We start from the raw sequence: 20,611 nt of genomic DNA on the forward strand, positions 1-20,611 counted from the left end.
CGATGATCCAAGGCCATCCAGAAATGGATTCAATCACGGCCGGCGTATTTTCCACGGCCAGCAATGCAAGCAAGAGATCGTCCTCCAAGGCGTCGAGCGATTCGAAAATCTTGTTGTGAAATCATTTCTCGCGCAGTTCGTCCCAGACGTGTTGGACGAGGTTAGGCTCCGGTGTGTGCGGTGGCAATGGCAGCAATCGCATGTTGGCCGGCGTGATGAGTTTGCCGCTGGAATGCCAACCAGCGCCATCGAGAATCATCACGATGTTCTCGCCATTGCGGCGCGGCGCCACGGTATCGAGGAATATCTGCATGCACCCGGCATGAGCGCCATGAATTTCCAACTGAAAAACGCCCTGCGCAAGAAGTTTGCGCAGGGCGTTTTGGGTGGAACTATTGCCAGTTCCTGACCGTCACCTGGCATCCAGGCTGCAGGCCGGGTATCAGTTCAAAGCCGATTTCTTGCCGTCCTTGTAGACATACAAGGTGATGGCGGGGTTCTTCAACTCGCCATTCGGCTCGAAGCCGATGGTGGTCGTGACACCCTTGAAATTCGACTTGATCAGCTCGGGCGTGTACACCTTGGGGTCGGTCGAATTGGCGCGCTTCATGGCGTCAACCAGAAGGTAGGTCGCGTCATAGGTGTAAGGGCTGTAAACCTGGAACTGGTTGGGGTACTTCGTGTCATAACGCTTTTTCCAGGCTTCGCCGCCTGGCATTTTGGCCAGCGACGCACCGCCTTCGGCGCAGACCACATTGCCGATGGTTTTTGCGCCGGCAGCCAGCTTGGCCAGTTCCGCAGTGCAGATACCGTCACCGCCGAAAAACTTGACGTTGCTCATGCCGAGCTGCTCCATCTGGCGCAACATCGGACCGCCCTGGGGGTCCATTCCGCCGAAGAAAATCGCGTCGGGAGCCTTGGACTTGACGGCCGTCAGGATGGCCATGAAGTCGGTGGCCTTGTCGGTGGTGAACTGCTCGTCAACCACGGTCATGCCTTTGGCCTGTGCCGTCTTTTTGAACACTTCGGCAACGCCTTGGCCGTAGGCCGTGCGGTCATCGATGATGGCGACTTTTTTCAGTTTCAGCGCATCGGCTGCATAGAAGGCCAGACCCGCGCCGAGGGCGTTGTCGTTCGCGATGATGCGGTAGGTGGTCTTGTAACCGGGCTTGGTCAGGCTGGGATTGGTTGCCGCGCCGGTCACCATGGGAATGCCGCAGTCGTTGTAGACCTTGGAAGCAGGAATCGTCGTGCCCGAATTCAGGTGACCGACCACGCCCGAAACTTTGGAGTCGCACAGTTTCTGTGCAGCGGCCGTGCCCTGTTTTGGATCAGCAGCGTCGTCTTCAGCCACCAGTTCAAATTTGATTTTCTTGCCGCCAATGACGATGTTCTGGGTGTTCAACTCTTCAACAGCCATGCGCGCACCGTTTTCGTTGTCTTTTCCATAGTGCGCCTGTGAACCGGACATCGGTGCCACATGACCAATTTTCACGACAGCATCCTGTGCCGAAGCCAGGCCCGCCACCATCGCAAGGGCCGCCAGCGCTGTCAATTTCAATTTCATCTGCATAAAAAACTCCGGTTAGAAAATTTACCTGTGAAGGTTGAGAACATTTTTTTTAAACTCAACGGGGCAGAACATAACGCAATTTTTAGGCCTGCACCATAGCAACGTCCCTAGGTTATGTTTGATCAGAGGGTTTGCCCTGATATGGCGCAATTTTTTGTAAGAAATTTGTGCTGACAGGGGTCACGGCAGCGTGGATTTTTGGCGGTCAGGCTGCCCAGGGGATACAGGCATTTCACGTTGAAATGACTGACTTACCGACTCACGCACGACCCGTTCAACTTCATCGAGCAATTGCGGCAGCAGGGCCAGGACATGCTCGCGGATCAGTTGCTCGGTGGCCTCGCGCAAACGCGTTTCCAGCACCCCGTCGACATGGCGCAGAACCCTTTGAACCATCAACGCCTGAAGGTCTGTTGCAGCGGCCATTTCGACCATCGCGCGTTCATCCGGAGTCTCTCGGGAAGACGCCGTAGGGACGATTTCGGTCAGCGTGGGCACATAAGCTGGCGGCCCTGGTGGACGGCTCATGCTGCGCCTGTGGCCCGATGGGCCAGGTCATGTCTTTTCAGGGTGTAGCCGCGTGCCGCGTAATGCTTCCAGCGGCTGCGCCCGGCCTGCGCATCTTCAGGAGACAGCGAAACCACTTCGATCAAACGCTCAAATCCCTCGAATCCTGCAGGAACGTCGTGCCCCAGGTTCACCAGGATGCCCTGCTGCGAAAAACCGGCTGGCGAAGCCGCCAGCACGACCGGCGTGATCGCCAGCGTGGCGGGCGATGCATCAACCGTGCAGTGGGGCACGAAATCGGTCCCGGAAAAAGCCCACAGCAGCGTGTCGAGTTCGGCCAGCACGGCCGGCTCGGCCGTGACCGCCACCTTCGCGCCGCTTTGGTAGATTTTTCTCAGCAGCCGGCAGCCGTAGGCCAGTTTGTCGGCCGTGTTGAAATGAAAGGCAATGTCGGTCATGCCCGGGTTTTGGCGGCAGGCGCGCGTGCTTTGGCCGCTCTTGCCTTGGGCGCCGCTGGCTCAATGGACGCTACAGTCGCCTGTGCGAGCAGGAAGTCCAGCAGCAGCGGCACGGGGCGGCCGGTGGCGCCCTTGGCCTGACCGCTTTTCCAGCCCGTTCCGGCAATGTCCAAGTGCGCCCAGGCAAAGTCGGCCGCAAAGCGCTGCAGGAACTTGGCGGCTGTCACCGCGCCACCGGCACGTCCCGCCACGTTGGCAACGTCGGCAAAATTGGTTTTCAGGCCTTCGGCGTAGTCGTCGTCCAGCGGCATCCGCCAGCACAGGTCGAGCGAGGAGTCACCGGCCCGGGCCAGCGATTGGGCCAATGCTTCGTTGCTTGAAAAAAGCCCGCTCCGCACAGCGCCGAGCGCCACCACGCAGGCGCCGGTCAGCGTGGCGATGTCCACCACGGCTCTCGGCTTGAAGCGCGCCGCGTAAGTCAGCACATCGCACAGCACCAGCCGTCCTTCGGCATCGGTGTTGAGGATTTCAATGGTTTGCCCGCTCATGCTGGTCACCACGTCGCCCGGCTTGATGGCCTTGTCGCCCGGCATGTTCTCGCAAGCCGGGATCAGCCCGACCACGTTGAGGGCGGGCTGCAGTTCGGCCAGCGCCCGGAACGTACCCAGCACGCTGGCGGCGCCGCACATGTCGAACTTCATCTCGTCCATTTCAGCCGCCGGCTTGATCGAGATGCCGCCGGTGTCAAAGGTGATGCCTTTTCCGATCAGCACCACCGGCGCGTCGTCCTTTGCGCCGCCCTCGTAGCGCAGCACGATGAAGCGCAGCGGTTCGGCGGAGCCCTGTGCCACCGCCAGGAATGCGCCCATGCCGAGCTTTTCAACCTCCTTGTGCCCCAGCACTTCAGTCTTGATACAGCGCAGCTTTCCAAGCTCCTTGGCAGCGCCTGCCAGCAAGGAAGGCGTGGCATGGTTGGCCGGCCGGTTGGCCCATTCCTTGGCCAGCTCGATGCCCTTGACCAGGCCGATGGCCTTGTCAAACCCCGACTGGACATTGACCAGACCGTCAACCGCAACGGCCACCTGCTGCAGTTTGGCTGCAGCAGGCTTGGACTTGGTCGTGGTGTAGGCATAGCTGGCCTCGGCGCAGGCGACGACGGCGGCGCGCACCGCCTCGGGCTGGGCGCTGGCCAGCAAGCCAAGACAAAGAACGGCGCGCTGCGCATTGCTGGTCTTCAAGGCACCCATGGCGGCATTGACGGCCGTACGGATGCTTTTTTCGCTGGCATCGCCCGCGCCGACCAGCACCACGCGCGTTGCCTCGATGCCGGGCGTGCGGTAGGCGCTCAGCAGCTTGCCGGGCTTGGTTTCCAGATCGCCCGACTTGATGGTCAGTGCGGCAAGGACGGACAAGGCGTCGCCGCCTCCCGAAAAGCCTTCGGGGACCAACACCATCAGCGCATCGGCTTTTTCACTGCAGACAAGGGCGCGGTTCAGAGTTTTAAGTTCAAAGTCCATAATTCACGGTTGGGTAGAAAAACCAGCTTACACAAATGCAGCCGAGCAAGGCAGCCATCCAGTCAATGTTATTCCAATCTTCAATCCGCAAGGAACTGGCGCGCAGTTTCGGCGCCACGCTGGTGGTGCTGGTCACCATCGTCATGACCATCGTGCTGATACGCACCCTGGGCCAGGCCTCCAAAGGCTCGATCAGTCCGCAGGACGTGATGCTCTACATGGCGTACTCAGGCCTGGGGCGCCTGCCGACCATCCTGACGCTAGCCCTGTTCATTGCGCTGGTCAGCACCCTGTCGCGTATGTACCGCGACAGCGAAATGGCCGTGTGGTTCACCAGCGGCCAGGGACTGGCGGGCTTTTTGCGGCCGCTGTTCCACTTTGCCTGGCCGGTGCTGATGGTCATCAGCCTCATGGCGATTTTTGTCTGGCCGTGGACCAACCAGCAAACCAGGGACATGCAAAGCCGCTACCAGCAGCGCGGCGACCTGGACCGCATCACACCCGGCGTGTTTCAGGAGTCCTCCAGCGGCAACCGGGTGTTTTTCATCGACCGCGACCTGGCCGGCGAGCAGGCCAGCAACAACGTCTTCATCGCCGCCACTGAAAAAGGAAAAAGCTCGGTCACCACCGCGCAGTCCGGCCGCATTGAAACCCGTGGCGACGCGCAGTTCCTGATGCTTTCCAACGGCCAGCGGCTGGAAAACGAAATTGGCAAGTCAGCGCTCAAGATCAGCGACTTCAAGGAATACGGCGTCAAGACCGGAAGTACCGGACTGCTGGGCGAAACACCGCCGGAAGCCAAGCTGATGTCCAGCCGCGCACTGATCAAGGACCCGACACGCGGCAACCTGGGCGAACTGGCATGGCGGCTGGGTCTGGCCTTGTCCGCCATCAACCTGGTGGTGGTGGCGCTGGCGCTGTCCAGCGTGAACCCGCGTGGCGGGCGCAGCGTCAACATGATTTTTGTCGTGCTGGCCTTCGTGGTCTACAACAACCTGGTCAACCTGGGCCAGAACTTGATATTTGTCGGCTTGATCGGTTTCGGCCAACTTTTGCTGGCCCTGCATGGCGGCGTCCTGCTGCTTGCGCTGGCCTGGCTGGCCAAGCGGCACCTGAACTGGCGCTTCGGGCGCAGGCAGCGCGCGCGCGCTCCGGTCTCTCCAGTTCAGGCGGGAGGCCGGGCATGAAGACCATACGGCGCCTCATCTACCGCGAAGTCCTCACCTCGATTGCCCTGGTGGCCCTGGGGTTTCTGGCCCTGTTCTTCTTCTTTGACCTGGTTGACGAACTGCAGTACCTGGGGAAAAACAACGGCCTGGTGGGCGAGAGCACCTACCAGATCAGGCATGCCTTGCTGTACGTCACCCTGCTGATTCCCAACCACCTGTATGAGCTTTTGCCGATCTCGGTGCTGATTGGCAGTATTTTCGTCATGGCGCGCCTGGCGCAAAGCTCGGAATACACGATCCTGCGCACCAGCGGCCTGGGCCCCTGGCGGGCGCTCAAGCTGCTGCTGTGGCTTGGCGCCTTTTTCGTCGCGCTGAGCTTCGTCGTGGGCGACTACATATCGCCCGTCAGCGAGCGCGCTGCGCAGCTGCTCAAGGCCAAATACCAGAGCAGGATCACCGTGGGCCAGACCGGCGCCTGGCTGAAGGAAAAACAGGCCGGCAGCAGCTTCATCGTGAACGTCAGCGAGTTGTCGCCTGATGGCGAGATGCATGGCGTGCGTATTTACGAGTTCGACGGCAAGGGCCTGATCGTCTCGGCGACCGAAGCACCGGTGGCTGCTTTTTCATCAAACACCGCCTGGCTGCTGCGTGATGCCACGCGGACAGAGTTTGCCGTGTCCGCCAGCGCAAGCGGCGCCGGCAACGCCAGCGTCTCCCCACAACAGGCGCGCGTCAACCGCAGCGCCGTGGCCAGCTTTCGCTGGCCCACCGAAATCAATACCGAAATGGTGTCTGTCGCGCTGCTGCGGCCCGACCGGATGGCCACTATCGACCTGTTCAATTACATCCGCCATCTGGAAGCCAATGGACAGACGTCGCAGCGCTACGAAATCGAGTTCTGGCGCAAGGTGTTCTATCCGCTCAGCTGCCTGGTCATGGTGATGCTGGCCCTGCCTTTTGCCTACCTGCATTTTCGCTCCGGCGGCATCACCGGCTACGTGTTTGCCGGTGTCATGATCGGCATCAGCTTTTTCCTGCTGAACAATGTGTTCGGCTATATCGGCAACCTGCGCAACTGGCAGCCCTGGCTGGCAGCGGCCACCCCGGGACTGATCTACATGGCGGTTTCCATGGGCGCATTCGGCTGGCTGGTGCTCAGGCGATGACCTGGCCGATCTCTTCCTTTCACTTTTCCAAGGACTTATGACCACCATATTCCCAGCGCTGCGCGGCATTGTCCTGTTTGCCCACGGTTCGCGCGATCCGCTGTGGCGCTTGCCGATCGAGGCGGTCGCCGCGCAGATCAGCGCACGTAATCCTGGCATCCTGGTGCGCTGCGCCTACCTGGAAATCTGCACGCCGTCGCTGCCCGAGGCAGCCGGTGAACTCATTGCGGCGGGCGCCCGGCAGCTAAGGGTGTTTCCCCTGTTTCTGGGCGTGGGCAAGCATGCGCGCGAAGACCTGCCGCTGCTGATCGAGGACATCCGCAGCGCGCATCCCGACGTGGGCATCGAACTGCTGCAGGCCGCGGGCGAGTACCCGCAGATGACATCGCTGATGGCCGACATCGCGGTGGCGTGAGGCCGGATTTCGTCACTGCGGCGGTCCCGGGCACAGGCAGGCGACAATTTTTTAGCATCAAATAGGCCTTTTGCGCACGCCAGTCATGCATAAGCAGCTATTTATTCAGTAGCATATGACAACAGATATTCAGCGCGTGCCATGGTCCGTCGTGCTGTTCCACTCTAGTGCATTCCAGTCATAATAAAACCAATCATCAGACCGAATTTCACATGAACTTGCACCAATTCCGCTTTGTCCAGGAAGCCGTCCGCCGCAACCTGAACCTGACCGAGACCGCGCGTGCGCTGCACACCTCCCAGCCCGGTGTTTCCAAGGCCATCATCGAGCTGGAAGAAGAACTGGGCGTGGAAATCTTTGCGCGACACGGCAAGCGCCTGAAGCGTGTCACCGAGCCCGGCGAACATGTGCTCAAAAGCATCGAGTTGATCATGCGGGAAGTCGGCAACCTGCGGCGCATCGGCGAGCAGTTCTCGGCGCAGGACAGCGGCACGCTGTCGATTGCCACCACCCATACCCAGGCTAGGTACGTGCTGCCGCAGCCGGTCGCCCGCCTGCGCGAGGCCTTTCCCAAGGTCAACGTCAGCCTGCACCAGGGCTCGCCCGACCAGGTGGCGCGCATGGTGCTCGAAGAAGTCGCCGAGATCGGCATTGCCACCGAATCCCTGAGCCAGTACGACGACCTGGTGACGCTGCCCTGCTATGAGTGGCAGCACATGCTGGTGATGCCCAGCGACCATCCGCTGGCCCGCAAGGAGCACATCACGCTGGAAGACCTGGCGCAGGAGCCTTTGATCACCTACCACCCGTCGTTCACCGGCCGTACCAAGATCGACCAGGCGTTTGCCGCCCGGCACCTGCACCCGCGCATTGCCCTGGAAGCCATCGACTCCGACGTGATCAAGACCTATGTGCGGCTGGGGCTGGGCGTGGGCATCGTGGCCGAAATGGCGGTCAAGGATGACGGCACCAATGCCGACCTGATTGCCTTGCCGGCAGGCCACCTGTTCGGCGTGAACGTTGCCCGCGTGGCCTTCAAGCGCAGCGCCTATCTGCGCAATTTTGTCTACAAGTTCACTGAATTGCTCAGCGACAAGCTCAACCGCGACCTGGTGGCCCGGGCCATGGCAGGTCGCCTTCACGATGACGAGGTTTGAACACCATGGCTGACGTTTTCACAATCCCACCGGCCCGCACGCCGGCGCTGACCAGCCGGCTTCCACGGGTCGGCACGACGATTTTCACCGTCATGTCGGCCCTGGCTGCGGAAAAGAACGCGGTCAACCTCGGCCAGGGGTTTCCGGATTTCGACTGCGACCCGCAACTGGTCGATGCCGTGACCGGCGCCATGCAGCGCGGCCTGAACCAGTACCCGCCCATGGCCGGTGTGCCGGTGCTGCGCGAGGCCGTCAGCGCCAAGCTGGCCGCGCTGTACGGCCGCAACTACGACCCAGGCAGCGAGATCACCATCACGGCAGGCGCCACGCAGGCCATCCTGACCATCATCCTGGCCGTGGTGCATCCGGGCGACGAGGTCATCGTGCTGGAGCCGTGCTACGACAGCTATGTGCCGAACATCGAACTGGCCGGCGGCACGGTGGTGCGCGTGCCCTTGACGCCGGGCACGTTTCGCCCCGATTTCGCAAAGATCAGGGCCGCCCTCAGCCCCCGCACGCGCGCCATCATCGTCAATTCGCCGCACAACCCGAGCGCGACGGTCTGGACCGAGGCCGAGATGCTCACGCTCCAAAGCATCCTGGCGCCCACCGATGTCCTGCTGATCAGCGATGAGGTGTACGAGCACATGGTGTTTGACGCCGCCCAGGGCCAGTTCCACCAGAGCGCGGCGCGCTTTGCGGGGCTCGCGGCGCGTGCCTTCATCGTCAGCAGCTTTGGCAAGACCTACCATGTCACGGGCTGGAAAGTCGGCTATGTGGCTGCACCAGGCAGCCTGACAGCCGAATTCCGCAAAGTACACCAGTTCAATGTGTTCACCGTCAACACGCCGGTGCAGCATGGCCTGGCCGCCTACATGGCCAGCGACCGGCCCTACCTGGACCTGCCGGCGTTCTACCAGCAAAAGCGCGACCTTTTCCGGGCCGGGCTGGAAAACACGCGCTTCAGGCTGCTGCCCAGCGAAGGCAGCTATTTCCAGTGCGTCGATATCTCCGATGTCAGCGACCTGGGCGAAGCCGACTTCTGCCAATGGCTGACCACCGACATCGGCGTGGCGGCGATTCCCATGTCGGCGTTTTATGGCGACGGGTTTGACCAGCACGTCGTGCGCTTCTGCTTTGCCAAAAAAGACGAAACCCTGCACCTGGCACTTAGCCGCCTGGCCCGACTGTAGGCAACTCCTGACGCCTGTATCAGCCGCCTTCCTGCTTGACGTGCGCAAGCGGAAGGCAAGAATACACGCATACATAACAAGGAGTTCTCTATGTCCCTTTCGCTCATCCTGCTGATCGTTTTGATCCTGATCCTGGTCGGCGCACTGCCTAGCTGGGGTCACAGCCGCAATTGGGGTTACGGTCCCAGCGGCGGCATCGGCCTGGTGGTGATCATCCTGATCGTACTGCTGCTGATGGGCCGAATCTAACCCCCTGATTGCTCCCCAAAAAAGGACCTTGCCACGCAAGGTCCTTTTTTCGTTGGGCCGTCAGCTATTGAGCTGCGCCCAGAGCTTGTCCAGCCGCTTGATGCTGACCGGCTGCGGCGTGCGCAGCTCCTGCGCGAAAAAGCTGACGCGCAACTCTTCGAGCAGCCAGCGGTATTCCTGCATGCGCGCGTCCGCTGCGCCCTTGCGCTCGGCGAGCAGCCGCCAGAAACGCTGCTCGTGCGGCCGCAATTCGGCCAAGCGGGTGGCATCGCGGGCCGGGTCGGCGCGCCATTTCTCCAGCCGCAGCGTGATTGCTTTCAGGTAGCGGGTGAAATGCTGCAGCTGGCCGTAGGGCGTGGCCGTGAGGAATTTCTTGGGCATCAGGCGCTGAAGCTGCTGCGTGGCGTCCTGAACCGCCTCCAGCGCGTTTTTCGTATCCTTGATCTTGCGCTGCGCCACGGCAAATTCCGTCAGGATGCCGCCCGCCAGCCGCGCCACCTCGCAGGCAATCAGCGTCAGGCGGCCGCGGCCCTCATCCACCCGCTTCTTGAAGTCAAGCTCGCAGGTTGGCAGCGGATCGAGCAGAAACGCCCGGCTAAGTGCCACCTCGATGATCTGCTGGCGCAACTCGTCCAACGTGCCGCCGCCCGAGTTGTCGGCGGCGCGGCCCACCAGCATGTAGGACGTGCTCATTTTCAGCAGGTCGGGCAGGTTTTTTTCCAGGTACTTCAGCGCGTCCCTGATCTGCAGCGAAAACAGGCGGCGCAAGCCGGCGCGGTGCTTGATGGCGGCTGCATCAGGCTCGTCAAACACTTCGATGGTCACCGCGTCGCCCAGATCGATCAGCGCAGGAAAACCGATCAGCGTCTGCGCGCCCTTGCCGATTTCCATCAGTTCGGGCAGTTCGCCAAAACTCCAGCTGGTGTAGCGCTCCGGAACCTTGGCTACTATCTTTTCAGGAGCTGCCTGCGCCCGTCCGGCTTGCGCAAAAGGGCTATTTGATGCTTTATTTCGGTCTGAAGCACCGGCCGGGACGGTGTCAAGCGCAGGCGGCGCCGCCCGGCCCAGGTTCTTCAGCCCCGCCAGCGCCTGGAAAGCCCCGCGCGCCTGCGAGCCCAGTTCGCCCTTGAGCGCGCCCAGGTTGCGGCCCGCGCCCAGCTGGCGGCCGTGCTCATCGACCACGCGGAAGTTCATGAACAGGTGCGGCGCCAGCATGTCGAGCTTCAGATCGCCGCGCTTGATGTCGAGCGACGTGGCATCACGCACCCATTTCAGTACCGCGTCCGTCAGCGAGCCCGCGCCGAATTTTTCCGCCGCCATCAGCTCCTGCGCCATGCGCGCGGCGGTGTCGGGCAACGGCACCAGCCGCGAGCGCGGGCGCTGGTGCAGCGTCTTGATCAGCGCCTGGATCTTGTCCTTGAGCATGCCGGGCACCAGCCATTCGCAGCGTTCCTCGTTGACCTGGTTCAGCGCAAAGATCGGCAGCTCGACCGTCACGCCGTCGCGCGCATCGCCCGGCTCGTGCAGGTAGGTCGCCAGGCAATCGACACCGCCCAGCCGCAGCGTCTTGGGAAACGCCTGCGTGGTGATGCCGGCCGCCTCGTGGCGCATCAGCTCGTCCTGCGTCAACAAAAGCAGCTTCGGCTGCGTCTTCACCTCGGCCTTGAACCAGCTCTCGAAGCCCGCGCCGGTGCAGATGCCGGCCGGCAACTGCTCGTCGTAAAAGGCGTAGATCAGCTCGTCATCGACCAGCACGTCCTGCCGGCGCGCCTTGTGCTCCAGGTCCTGGACATGGGTGATCATCTTTTCGTTGGCGGCCAAAAAGGGCAGCTTGGTGTCCCAGTTGCCCGCCACCAGCGCCTCGCGGATGAAGATTTCGCGCGACGTGATCGGATCGACCCGGCCGAAGTTGACGCGCCGGCCGTTGTACACCACCAGCCCGTGCAGCGTGGCGCGCTCCAGCGCCGTGACCTGCGCGGCTTTTTTCTCCCAGTGCGGGTCGAGCAGCTGCTTTTTCAACAGATGGCCGCCGACCTGCTCGATCCACTGCGGGTCGATGTTGGCAATGCCCCGGCCAAACAGGCGCGTGGTCTCGACCAGCTCGGCCACCACGATCCAGCGGCCCGGCTTCTTGCTGAGCTTGGCACCGGGGTGGCGGTAAAAGCGGATGCCGCGCGCGCCCAGGTACCAGTCGTCTTCCTCGCTTCTCAAGCCGATGTTGCCCAGCAGGCCGCACAGCAGCGACAGGTGCAGTTGCTCGTAGCTGGCTGGCTTGTCATTGAGGTGCCAGCCCTGCTCGCCGACCACCGCCTGCAGCTGCGAATGGATGTCGCGCCATTCGCGCACCCGGCGGATGTTGACGAAGTTCTCGCGCAGCAACGTTTCGTACTGGCGGTTCGTCAGCTTGTGCGTTGCGTCATGGCCGCCGCGCGAGTCGCCCAGCCACTTCCACAGCTTGAGGTAGCCGACAAACTCGCTTTTCTCGTCGTCGAACTTGGCATGCGCCTGGTCGGCCTGCGCCTGCTTGTCCATGGGACGGTCGCGCACGTCCTGCACGCTGAGCGCGCTGGCAATCACCAAGACCTCGTCGAGCGCCTGCCGGTCCTTGGCCTCCAGGATCATGCGGCCGACGCGCGGGTCCAGCGGCAGCTTGGCCAGCGTCCAGCCCACGGGCGTGAGTTCGTTGTCGTCGTTCACCGCGCCGAGTTCGGCCAGCAACTGATAGCCGTCGGCAATCGCGCGGCCCTGCGGCGGCTCGATGAAGGCAAAGCTTTCAATCGTTCCCAGGTGCAGCGACTTCATGCGCAAGATCACCGACGCCAGCGAGCTGCGCAGGATCTCGGGGTCGGTGAAGCGCGGCCGGCCCAGGAAGTCGGGCTCGTCGTAGAGCCGGATGCAGATGCCGTCGGCCACCCGCCCGCAACGCCCGGCGCGCTGGTTGGCGGCTGACTGCGAGATCGGCTCGACCATGAGCTGCTCGACCTTGTTCCTGAAACTGTAGCGCTTGACGCGCGCCGTTCCGGCGTCAATGACGTAGCGGATACCCGGAACGGTCAACGAGGTTTCGGCGACGTTGGTTGCCAGCACGATGCGCCGGCCGCTGTGGCCGTCGAAAATACGGTCCTGCTCGGCCTGGCTCAGGCGGGCAAACAGCGGCAGCACCTCGGCATTGCGCGTCAGTGGCTGGTGCGCCAGGTGCTTGCGCAGGTGGTCGGCGGCTTCGCGGATCTCACGCTCGCCAGGCAGGAAAATCAAAATATCGCCGGCGCTGTGCGGATTCAGCCAGAGTTCATCGACCGCATCGGCAATGGCGTCGTTCAGGCTGTAATCGCGTGATTCCTCGAAAGGCCGGTAGCGCTGCTCGACCGGGAACATCCGGCCCGACACCATGATGACCGGCGCAGGCCCTTTGGAGGAAGCGAAGTAATCGGCAAAGCGCTGCGCATCAATCGTCGCTGAGGTGATGACGACTTTCAAATCGGGCCGGCGCGGCAGCAGCTGGCGCAGGTAGCCGAGCAAAAAGTCGATGTTCAGGCTGCGCTCGTGCGCCTCGTCGATGATGATGGTGTCGTAGGCGCGCAGCTGCGGGTCGGTCTGCGTTTCGGCCAGCAGGATGCCGTCGGTCATCAGCTTGACCGAGGCGTCGCGGCTCAGCCGGTCCTGGAAACGCACCTTGTAGCCAACCACGTCGCCCAGCGGCGTCTTCAGCTCCTCGGCGATGCGCTTGGCGACGCTGGAAGCGGCAATCCGGCGCGGCTGGGTGTGGCCGATCAGCTTGCCCTGGCCGGGCGGGTAGTTGAGCTTGCCGCGCCCCAGCGCCAGGGCGATTTTCGGCAGTTGCGTGGTCTTGCCCGAGCCGGTTTCGCCGCAGACGATGATGACCTGGTGCGCCGTGAGCGCCGCAGCGATGTCGTCGCGCTTGGCGGAAACCGGCAGCGACTCGGGAAAGGTGATGGCCAGAGGAGACAAGGAAGGAAGCAAGGCAGGCCCAGCAGTCAAAACTGCTGATTATCGGCGCTCTGCCTGTTCAAGGCTTGGCTGGCGGGGTTTGCAGCGCCAGTGCGCCTGTGGCGACTAGGGTCTTCCCTTAAACTCACTGCTATTTTTTTGTTTCCCGGGAAAAGGGTTGAAAGGGACAGGACTGGACCGAATCCTGGCCTTTTTTGTCCTTTGCCCCTCCCGAACCCCGAAAGCGCGCCATGTCCACGGTCTTCAATTTCACCTTTGTTCCCTGGTTCCGCTCGGTGGCGCCCTACATCCACAAGTTCCGCAACCAGACCTTCGTGGTCGCCGTCTGCGGCGAGGCGATTGCCGCCGGCAAGCTGCCGCACCTGGCGCAGGACCTTGCCATGATTCAGAGCATGGGCGTGAAGGTCGTTCTGGTGCATGGTTTCCGGCCGCAGGTCAACGAGCAGCTCCGGGCCAAGGGCCACGAGGCAAAGTATTCGCACGGCATGCGCATCACCGACGAAGTGGCGCTGGACTGCGCGCAGGAAGCCGCCGGCCAGCTGCGCTATGAAATCGAGGCCGCCTTCAGCCAGGGCCTGCCGAACACGCCGATGGCCGGCTCGACGATTCGCGTGATCTCGGGCAACTTCATCACCGCCCGGCCGGTCGGCATTGTCGATGGCGTGGATTTCCAGCATTCGGGCCTGGTGCGCAAGGTCGATGTGGCGGGCATTTCCCGCACGCTCGACTTCGGCGCGATGGTGCTGATCTCGCCCTTCGGTTTTTCGCCGACTGGCGAGGCCTTCAACCTGACCATGGAAGAAGTGGCGACCAGCGTGTCGATTGCGCTGCAGGCCGACAAGCTGATCTTCGTGACCGAGATTCCGGGCATCCGGCTCAAGCCCGACGAGCCCGTCAGCGAGGACAACCCGATCGACACCGAATTGCCGCTGGCCGCCGCCGAAGCCCTGCTGGCCAAGGTGCCTGCCGGCCAGCGCCCGACCGATACCGCGTTTTACCTGCAGCACTGCGTGAAGGCCTGTAAGGCCGGGGTCGAGCGCAGCCACATCATCCCGTTCGCCATCGATGGCGCGCTGCTGCTGGAAATCTATGTGCATGACGGCATCGGCACCATGGTGGTCGATGAAAAGCTGGAGGAACTGCGCGAAGCCACCGCCGACGACGTGGGCGGCATCCTGCAGCTGATCGAGCCGTTCGAGCAGGACGGCACGCTGGTCAAGCGCAGCCGCACCGAGATCGAGCGCGACGCCGACCACTACACCATCGTCGAGCACGACGGCGTGATCTTTGCCTGCGCCGCGCTCTACCCCTATCCGGAAGCCAAGACCGCCGAGATGGCCGCCCTCACGGTGTCGCCGCAAAGCCAGGGCCAGGGCGACGGCGAGAAAATCTTGAAGCGCATCGAGCAGCGCGCCAAGGCCGCCGGGCTGCAAAGCATTTTCGTGCTGACCACGCGCACCATGCACTGGTTCATCAAGCGCGGCTTCGTGCAGGTGGACCCGGACTGGCTGCCCGACGCGCGCAAGCGCAAGTACAACTGGGACCGCAAGAGCCAGGTGCTGGTTAAGAAGCTGGGCTGAGCAGGAGCCATTGCGCCGCCGGGTGCGGTCAGCGCAGACAAGGCAAACGCGAAAATCGGTTTTTTTTCTTACTGACCTTACGCAGCAGCTTGAAATTTCTGAAGCTGGTCAAAAGCGCTGCGGGTGGCATTGATGAGAAGTTTGAACCGTAAAGCAAAAGGGTTTATCTTGCTTTTTACGCTCAGGCATTCAAGTTTGAATACGGCATAAATCGCCATGAAGACGTGGTTGCTTTGGGTTCTCAACGTCTGCGTTGGCGATTTGGCCATGCCTGCGTTGGACTTCAAGGATTTGTGAAACACCTCCACTTGCCACCGTTTTTTGTAGGTCGTGGTGATGGCGTCATAGTCGCACGTGAGGTCACTGCAAACCAGGTGCAATGTGCCGGTGCTGCTGTCTTGGTTTTTAAAGACCTGGCGGACCAAACGGACTGCCCTGGCAGACCCCTTGAGCCAGCCTTGCACGGCGCCTTGCTCTGGAAATTGCAGCTCGTCTACGCGCACGAAACGCTTTTTCTTCCAGTCCTCCTGGCTCAACGCCACCAGCCGGTTGTCCTTCAGTGCCGCTATGAAATGCTTGCCCCGGCTCGTGATGAAATCAAAATTCTCCTCGAAGGAGAACCAACTGTCCATCAGCACGAAGTGAAATTGCAAGGTGTTTTGCAAGCAGGCATGGATCATCTGGCGCATCATTTCATTTTTGGTCTTCTCGCTTTTGCGCTTGACCTGGCGCGTCGCCATGTCGCATTGGAGTGGCTTTTGCACCAACTCAAACGCCACCGGAATTGACCTGCCGTTGCAGTGGTACAGCGCGTTGAGCAGGTTAATTCCTTTGACCGTGCGACCGCTGCAATGGTTCGCAAGTGCCAACAAATCAAATCGCTCTCGTCCGTCCACGCCTTTTCCTGGATGGTGTCGTCAAAAATCAGCACGCCTTGGACATCCTGCACTTCACGAACCATCGCCTTGACTTGGCGCCACAAGTCCTTTGACGTGTAGTCCTGCCCGGATAAAAACCGGGTAATCCGGTCATGGCTGACATCGCCCTGCACCATGGCCGACAGCCCCGTCGCTGTTGTCGCTCCAAAGCTGCTCAGCAGGTAGTCCGTGTACAACTCCAGTTCAGAATTTTTCATGCGCGTAGGCTAACAGGCGGGCTGCGTAAGGTCAGTTACTTAAACCCCTGCTTGCACGGGCTTGACTACAGGAAAAATAGAAAAAACCTGATATCCCGACGCGCCGGTTTCTTATAGGCTGATGCTTCCATCGTGCTGGAGATCGCCATGAATCCTGACGTGCTAGTCCCTGCCGCGCATGAAGTCCGCATTCCCTGCGGTGACGCCTGGCTCTACGGCGACCTGACAGTGCCGGCCGGCGCCTTCGGCGTGGTGTTGTTCGTGCATGGCAGCGGCAGCGGCCGGCACAGCGCGCGCAACCGGCTGGTCGCGCACAGGCTGCAGCAGGCCGGCATTGCCACGCTGCTGTTCGACCTGCTCACCGCGCAGGAGGAGCAGATCGACATGCACACCCGCGAGCACCGTTTCGACATCGCGCTGCTCACCCGCCGCCTGCAGGACGCAACTACCTGGGCGGTGGTGCGGCCCGGCCTGCAGCAGCTGCCCGTCGGCTACTTCGGCGCCAGCACCGGCAGCGCCGCCGCCATCATTGCCGCCGCCCGGCTGGGTCGACGGATTGCCGCTGTGGTGTCGCGCGGCGGCCGGCCCGACTTGGCCGGCCCGGTGGCGCTGGCGGCCGTCACCGCGCCGACGCTGCTGATCGTCGGCGGCGCCGACCACGGCGTGATCGAGCTCAACGAGGATTCGCTCGCGCACCTGCGCTGCGAGAAGCGCATGGCGATTGTCGAGGGCGCGACCCACCTGTTTGAAGAAAAAGGGGCGCTGGAGGCGGTGGCCGAACTGGCGGCGTCATGGTTCGGCACCCACCTGGCGCACCGGGAACCCGGAGGCGCGCCCGCAGTCAAAGCCTGAAGGAGGAAGTCATCATGCGTGACATCACCTTGCCGATGAATGATCGCCGCCATGCTGGAAGGGTGCTGGCGGAAAAACTGGCCCACTACGCCGGCCAGACCCACCTGCTGGTGCTCGGCCTGCCGCGCGGCGGCGTTCCGGTGGCCTTTGAAGTGGCGCGCGCGCTGCAGGCGCCGCTGGACATTTTCGTGGTGCGCAAGCTGGGCCTTCCCGGCCACGAGGAATACGCCATGGGCGCGATTGCCAGCGGCGGCGTTCGCGTCATGACGCCCTTGAGCGGCCTGGACATCGCGCCCTCGGAAATCGCCGAGGTCGTGGCCCGCGAGCAGGATGAACTGGTGCGGCGCGAGCAGCTCTACCGGGGACAGCGCCCCCCGCTCAGCCTGGAAGGCCGCACGGTGATCGTGGTCGATGACGGCCTGGCCACCGGCGCCAGCATGCGCGCGGCCGTGCTGGCCATCCGGCAGCATCATCCGGCGCGGCTGGTGGTGGCCGTTCCGGTGGGCGCGCAGGACAGCTGCCAGGCCCTGCGCGAGGAAGCCGACGAGGTGGTCTGCGCCGCCATGCCGCATCCGTTTCGCGCCGTCGGCCTCTGGTACAAGACCTTTGGACAGACCCCCGACGAGGAAGTCATCGCCCTGCTCGATGAAGCCCGCCGCACGCATGAGCAGGCGCTGAAGGCCAATCTGGTCCGGGAAAAAGCCTGGCAGAAAAACCCGTCGCCCGAGCCGCAGTCAGATGCCCATCAACCCGCCAGCGCGCTGGTCCACAGCCTGCAGCAGCACCTGCAGCCGCTGGACGGCGCTGAAAACGACTACGATGCGCTGCTCGAACTGATCGGCCCGGCGCGCTTTGCCCTGCTCGGCGAGGCATCGCACGGCACGCAGGAGTTCTACCGCGAGCGCGCCGCCATCACGCGCCGGCTGATCACCGAGAAAGGCTTCACGGCCGTTGCCGTCGAAGCCGACTGGCCCGACGCCTGGCGCGTGAACCGCTATGTGCGCGGCCTGGGCAGCGACGCCGATGCGGAATCGGCGCTGTCGGGATTCAAACGCTTTCCGGCCTGGATGTGGCGCAACACCGAGGTGCGCGATTTTGTCGAATGGCTGCGCGACTACAACACCGGCCGCGACCCGGACACCCAGGCCGGGTTTTACGGCATCGACCTGTACAGCCTGTTTTCCTCGATACAGGAGGTGCTGGCCTACCTCGACCGGGTCGATCCCGAGGCCACGCGGCGCGCCCGCGACCGCTACAGCTGCTTTGACCATGCGGGCGGGGACAGCAACGCCTATGGCTACGCTGCCAGCTTTGGAATGGCGCCGAGCTGCGAGGACGCGGTGGTGCAGCAGTTGCGGGAAATAACACGGCGCGCGGCGGAACTGCCGCACACGCCCGGGCTGGAGCGCGATGAGGCTTTCCATGCCCAGCAAAACGCCCGCCTGGTGCGCAACGCCGAGGAGTACTACCGCACTATGTTCCGCGCCCGGGTGTCGTCCTGGAACCTGCGCGACAGCCACATGGTCGAGACGCTGCAGGCGCTGGACCGGCACCTGGGCGCCGCCGGCACGCCGCCGCGCATCGCCGTGTGGGCGCACAACTCGCATCTGGGCGATGCCGGCACCACCGAGATGAGCGACCGGGGCGAATGGAATGTCGGCCAGCTGATGCGCGACCGCTATGGCCTGGATGCCGTGCGCGTCGGTTTCAGTACCCACCACGGCTGGGTGACGGCCGCCTCGGACTGGGACAGTCCGCCGCAGCGCAAGCGGGTGCCGGACGGCCTGCACGGCAGCTGGGAAGACGTGTTCCACCAGACCGGAACGAAGCGCTTTTTCCTCGCCCTGCGGGACCATGCCCAATTACGCAAGCTGGCCGAGCCGCTGCGGCTGCAGCGCGCCATCGGCGTCATCTACCGGCCCGAAACCGAGCGCCAGAGCCACTATTTCCACACCCGCCTGGCCAGCCAGTTCGATGCCATGATCCACATTGATGAGACCAGCGCGCTGGAGCCGCTGGACAAGGGGCCGGTCTGGAGCGCCGGGGAAGCCCCGGAGACCTTTCCGTCGGGAATCTAGCCAGGCCGCAAGCCGCTCAGGCGCCGGCCGGCATGGTATGCCCGAAGTGCCGCAAAACGCCCTGCCCGGCCGCGCGGCCGGTGGCGAAGCAGGCCGTGAGCAGGTAGCCGCCGGTGGGCGCTTCCCAGTCAAGCATCTCCCCGGCGCAAAACACCGGCGGCTTGAGGTCGGCCGGCACGGTGATGCGCAGGTTCGCATCCAGAGCCTCGAACCGGACGCCGCCGGCGCTGCTGATGGCTTCGTCGATGGGCCGGACCGCCACCAGCCGCAGCGGCAGCGCCTTGATGCCGGCCGCCAGCTTCACGGGGTCGGCCATTGCTTCCTTGCCCAGCAGTTCGTACAGCATGCCGGCCTTGATGCCGTCCAGGTTCAATCGGCTTTTCAGATGGCTCGACAGCGAGCGCGAGCCGCGCGGATGGCGCACTTCGACCAGCACCTGTTCGGGCGTCTTGTCGGGCAGCAGGTCGAGCAGCAGGGTCGCGCTGCCCTGGGCCGCGATCTCGTCCCTCAGCAGGCTGGACGCCGCATAGACCAGGCTGCCTTCGACGCCGGTGGCCGTGGCGACGAATTCGCCCTTGCGGCTGAAAGCGCGGCCTTGGGAATCGGTGAAACGGATTGCCACCGACTTGAAGGGCTGGCCGGCAAAGCGGCTGGCAAAGTGTTCGCTCCAGCCCGGCTGGGGCTGCGGCGCCTGGCCGACCAGTTCCCGGAAGAAATCGCGCCGGGTTTCGCCATGACCGGCGGCGTCCAGCGCAGGCCGGGCGGCCACGTCAAAGCCGCAGTTCGACGGCTGCAGCGGCGCCACGGGCACGCCGCGCACCTGCAACAGTGGCACCCAGGCGCCGTCGGAGCCCAGGCGTTTCCAGCTTGCGCCGCCCAGCGCCAGCACCACGGCATCAAACCGGGCCAGCACCTCGCCGGCGGGCGTTGAAAATTTCAGCGCGCCGTCCTCGGCCCAGCCCAGCCAGCGGTGCCGCATGGAAAACCCCACGTCAGAGGCGCGCAGGCGGTGCAGCCAGGCGCGCAGCAGCGGCGCGGCCTTCATGTCCTTGGGAAACACCAGCCCCGAACTGCCGACAAAGGTTTCAATTCCCAGCGCTTCGGCCCAGGCGCGCAGTTCGGCTGGCCCGTGAGTGGCCATCAGCGCCTGCAGTGGCCCGCTGTGCTCGCCGTAGCGCTTGAGGAAAATCTCCGGGGGCTCGGAATGCGTCAGGTTCAGCCCGCCCTTGCCGGCCAGCAGGAACTTGCGGCCAACCGATGGCATGGCGTCATACACCTGCACCGAAACCGCAGGGCCGGCGCTGGCCAGCGCTTCGGCCGCCATCAGGCCCGAGGGGCCGCCGCCAATGACGGCAACGCGCAGCGGCCGGGCCGGGTTCAGGGTGGGACTGGCAAGAGAGTCGATGGTGTTCACAGGAAAAATCCGTCCGCACGAAGGTGCATTTCGAGGTCAAAAAAGGGCTGCATTCAGGGGCAAGCTACCCGGCGCATCCTATCAGCTCTGTTTTTAATAGCTGTAGGTGGCCGTCTGTATTGCGCAAAGAGGTCATTTCGCTTGTAAATCAATCCGGCGGCAGCGCCAGGGCGCCGCCA

Annotated in this window: 16 protein-coding genes and 1 pseudogene; 9 read left to right on the forward strand and 8 right to left on the reverse strand. The window is 63.2% G+C overall.

The window, feature by feature from the left end:
* Positions 1–121: 121 nt before the first annotated feature.
* The 5 genes from EC86_RS30525 to EC86_RS0106875 all read right to left on the reverse strand — a co-directional run bounded on the left by EC86_RS30525 (position 122) and on the right by EC86_RS0106875 (position 4,055).
* The gene (locus EC86_RS30525) at positions 122–313 is read right to left on the reverse strand and encodes a transposase (RefSeq protein ID WP_051675771.1); all 192 of its coding nucleotides are present in this window, start codon (positions 311–313) and stop codon (positions 122–124) included.
* A gap of 129 nt (positions 314–442) precedes the next feature.
* On the reverse strand, positions 443–1,573 hold the full coding sequence (locus EC86_RS0106860) for a branched-chain amino acid ABC transporter substrate-binding protein (protein ID WP_029524929.1): 1,131 nt from the start codon (positions 1,571–1,573) through the stop codon (positions 443–445).
* Between the two features lie 180 nt (positions 1,574–1,753).
* Complete coding sequence (locus EC86_RS0106865) at positions 1,754–2,101, reverse strand: hypothetical protein (protein ID WP_029524930.1); 348 nt, start codon at positions 2,099–2,101, stop codon at positions 1,754–1,756.
* Complete coding sequence (locus tag EC86_RS0106870; protein WP_029524931.1) at positions 2,098–2,538, reverse strand: DNA polymerase III subunit chi; 441 nt, start codon at positions 2,536–2,538, stop codon at positions 2,098–2,100. The genes EC86_RS0106865 and EC86_RS0106870 overlap by 4 nt, the downstream gene beginning before the upstream one ends.
* Positions 2,535–4,055 (reverse strand): leucyl aminopeptidase, encoded by a 1,521-nt coding sequence (locus EC86_RS0106875; protein ID WP_029524932.1) that lies wholly within the window; start codon positions 4,053–4,055, stop codon positions 2,535–2,537. Before EC86_RS0106875 ends, EC86_RS0106870 begins: the two co-directional genes overlap by 4 nt.
* A 65-nt stretch (positions 4,056–4,120) precedes the next feature.
* Between EC86_RS0106875 and lptF the strand changes: the two genes are divergently transcribed.
* The 6 genes from lptF (at position 4,121) to EC86_RS27615 (ending at position 9,404) form a co-directional block, all read left to right on the forward strand.
* The gene (gene lptF, locus EC86_RS0106880; RefSeq protein WP_029524933.1) at positions 4,121–5,242 is read left to right on the forward strand and encodes an LPS export ABC transporter permease LptF; all 1,122 of its coding nucleotides are present in this window, start codon (positions 4,121–4,123) and stop codon (positions 5,240–5,242) included.
* Positions 5,239–6,390, forward strand: coding sequence for an LPS export ABC transporter permease LptG (gene lptG, locus EC86_RS0106885; protein ID WP_029524934.1), 1,152 nt, complete (start codon positions 5,239–5,241; stop codon positions 6,388–6,390). The genes lptF and lptG overlap by 4 nt, the downstream gene beginning before the upstream one ends.
* 37 nt (positions 6,391–6,427) lie before the next feature.
* Positions 6,428–6,805, forward strand: a complete 378-nt coding sequence (locus tag EC86_RS0106890; protein WP_029524935.1) for a sirohydrochlorin chelatase — start codon at positions 6,428–6,430, stop codon at positions 6,803–6,805.
* A gap of 212 nt (positions 6,806–7,017) precedes the next feature.
* Positions 7,018–7,962 carry a CysB family HTH-type transcriptional regulator gene (locus tag EC86_RS0106895; protein WP_029524936.1) on the forward strand — a complete coding sequence of 315 codons (945 nt, stop codon included), beginning with the start codon at positions 7,018–7,020 and terminating at the stop codon, positions 7,960–7,962.
* A gap of 5 nt (positions 7,963–7,967) precedes the next feature.
* Positions 7,968–9,155, forward strand: a complete 1,188-nt coding sequence (locus EC86_RS0106900) for a pyridoxal phosphate-dependent aminotransferase (RefSeq protein ID WP_029524937.1) — start codon at positions 7,968–7,970, stop codon at positions 9,153–9,155.
* Positions 9,156–9,245: 90 nt separating this feature from the next.
* Positions 9,246–9,404, forward strand: a complete 159-nt coding sequence (locus EC86_RS27615; RefSeq protein WP_084181217.1) for a DUF3309 family protein — start codon at positions 9,246–9,248, stop codon at positions 9,402–9,404.
* A 60-nt stretch (positions 9,405–9,464) separates the two neighbouring features.
* On the opposite strand, the gene hrpA is transcribed toward EC86_RS27615, so the two are convergent.
* Positions 9,465–13,364: an ATP-dependent RNA helicase HrpA gene (hrpA, locus tag EC86_RS0106910; RefSeq protein ID WP_232229958.1), complete on the reverse strand. Its 3,900-nt coding sequence runs from the start codon at positions 13,362–13,364 to the stop codon at positions 9,465–9,467.
* 239 nt (positions 13,365–13,603) lie between these two features.
* On the opposite strand from hrpA, the gene argA reads away from it, so the two are divergent.
* A complete protein-coding gene (gene argA / locus EC86_RS0106915) occupies positions 13,604–14,953 on the forward strand; it encodes an amino-acid N-acetyltransferase (RefSeq protein WP_029524939.1) in 1,350 nt (449 codons plus the stop codon).
* Between the two features lie 77 nt (positions 14,954–15,030).
* Here argA and EC86_RS25965 read toward each other — a convergent pair.
* Positions 15,031–16,088, reverse strand: a pseudogene (locus tag EC86_RS25965) (IS701 family transposase).
* Between the two features lie 147 nt (positions 16,089–16,235).
* Here EC86_RS25965 and EC86_RS0106925 point away from each other — a divergent pair.
* The gene (locus tag EC86_RS0106925) at positions 16,236–16,940 is read left to right on the forward strand and encodes a dienelactone hydrolase family protein (RefSeq protein WP_029524940.1); all 705 of its coding nucleotides are present in this window, start codon (positions 16,236–16,238) and stop codon (positions 16,938–16,940) included.
* Positions 16,941–16,954: 14 nt separating this feature from the next.
* A complete protein-coding gene (locus EC86_RS30475) occupies positions 16,955–19,018 on the forward strand; it encodes an erythromycin esterase family protein (RefSeq protein ID WP_029524941.1) in 2,064 nt (687 codons plus the stop codon).
* A 16-nt stretch (positions 19,019–19,034) separates the two neighbouring features.
* Here the strand turns inward: EC86_RS30475 and EC86_RS0106935 are convergent, their stop codons facing one another.
* Positions 19,035–20,342, reverse strand: coding sequence for a TIGR03862 family flavoprotein (locus EC86_RS0106935; protein ID WP_232229960.1), 1,308 nt, complete (start codon positions 20,340–20,342; stop codon positions 19,035–19,037).
* Positions 20,343–20,611 lie beyond the last annotated feature (269 nt).

This window comes from Polaromonas glacialis (genome assembly GCF_000709345.1).
GTDB classification, from domain to species: Bacteria; Pseudomonadota; Gammaproteobacteria; order Burkholderiales; family Burkholderiaceae_C; genus Polaromonas; species Polaromonas glacialis.

Excerpts from the sequence above, each read along its gene's own strand:
- EC86_RS0106890 (WP_029524935.1), top strand. The coding sequence starts at position 6,428 with ATGACCACCATATTCCCAGCGCTGCGCGGCATTGTCCTGTTTGCCCAC.
- EC86_RS30525 (WP_051675771.1), bottom strand. The coding sequence starts at position 313 with ATGCAGATATTCCTCGATACCGTGGCGCCGCGCCGCAATGGCGAGAAC.
- EC86_RS0106935 (WP_232229960.1), bottom strand. The coding sequence starts at position 20,342 with ATGGCGGCCGAAGCGCTGGCCAGCGCCGGCCCTGCGGTTTCGGTGCAG.
- lptG (WP_029524934.1), top strand. The coding sequence starts at position 5,239 with ATGAAGACCATACGGCGCCTCATCTACCGCGAAGTCCTCACCTCGATT.
- EC86_RS27615 (WP_084181217.1), top strand. The coding sequence starts at position 9,246 with ATGTCCCTTTCGCTCATCCTGCTGATCGTTTTGATCCTGATCCTGGTC.
- EC86_RS0106870 (WP_029524931.1), bottom strand. The coding sequence starts at position 2,538 with ATGACCGACATTGCCTTTCATTTCAACACGGCCGACAAACTGGCCTAC.
- EC86_RS0106925 (WP_029524940.1), top strand. The coding sequence starts at position 16,236 with ATGAATCCTGACGTGCTAGTCCCTGCCGCGCATGAAGTCCGCATTCCC.
- EC86_RS0106900 (WP_029524937.1), top strand. The coding sequence starts at position 7,968 with ATGGCTGACGTTTTCACAATCCCACCGGCCCGCACGCCGGCGCTGACC.
- EC86_RS0106865 (WP_029524930.1), bottom strand. The coding sequence starts at position 2,101 with ATGAGCCGTCCACCAGGGCCGCCAGCTTATGTGCCCACGCTGACCGAA.
- EC86_RS0106860 (WP_029524929.1), bottom strand. The coding sequence starts at position 1,573 with ATGCAGATGAAATTGAAATTGACAGCGCTGGCGGCCCTTGCGATGGTG.
- EC86_RS0106875 (WP_029524932.1), bottom strand. The coding sequence starts at position 4,055 with ATGGACTTTGAACTTAAAACTCTGAACCGCGCCCTTGTCTGCAGTGAA.
- EC86_RS0106895 (WP_029524936.1), top strand. The coding sequence starts at position 7,018 with ATGAACTTGCACCAATTCCGCTTTGTCCAGGAAGCCGTCCGCCGCAAC.
- argA (WP_029524939.1), top strand. The coding sequence starts at position 13,604 with ATGTCCACGGTCTTCAATTTCACCTTTGTTCCCTGGTTCCGCTCGGTG.
- EC86_RS30475 (WP_029524941.1), top strand. The coding sequence starts at position 16,955 with ATGCGTGACATCACCTTGCCGATGAATGATCGCCGCCATGCTGGAAGG.
- lptF (WP_029524933.1), top strand. The coding sequence starts at position 4,121 with ATGTTATTCCAATCTTCAATCCGCAAGGAACTGGCGCGCAGTTTCGGC.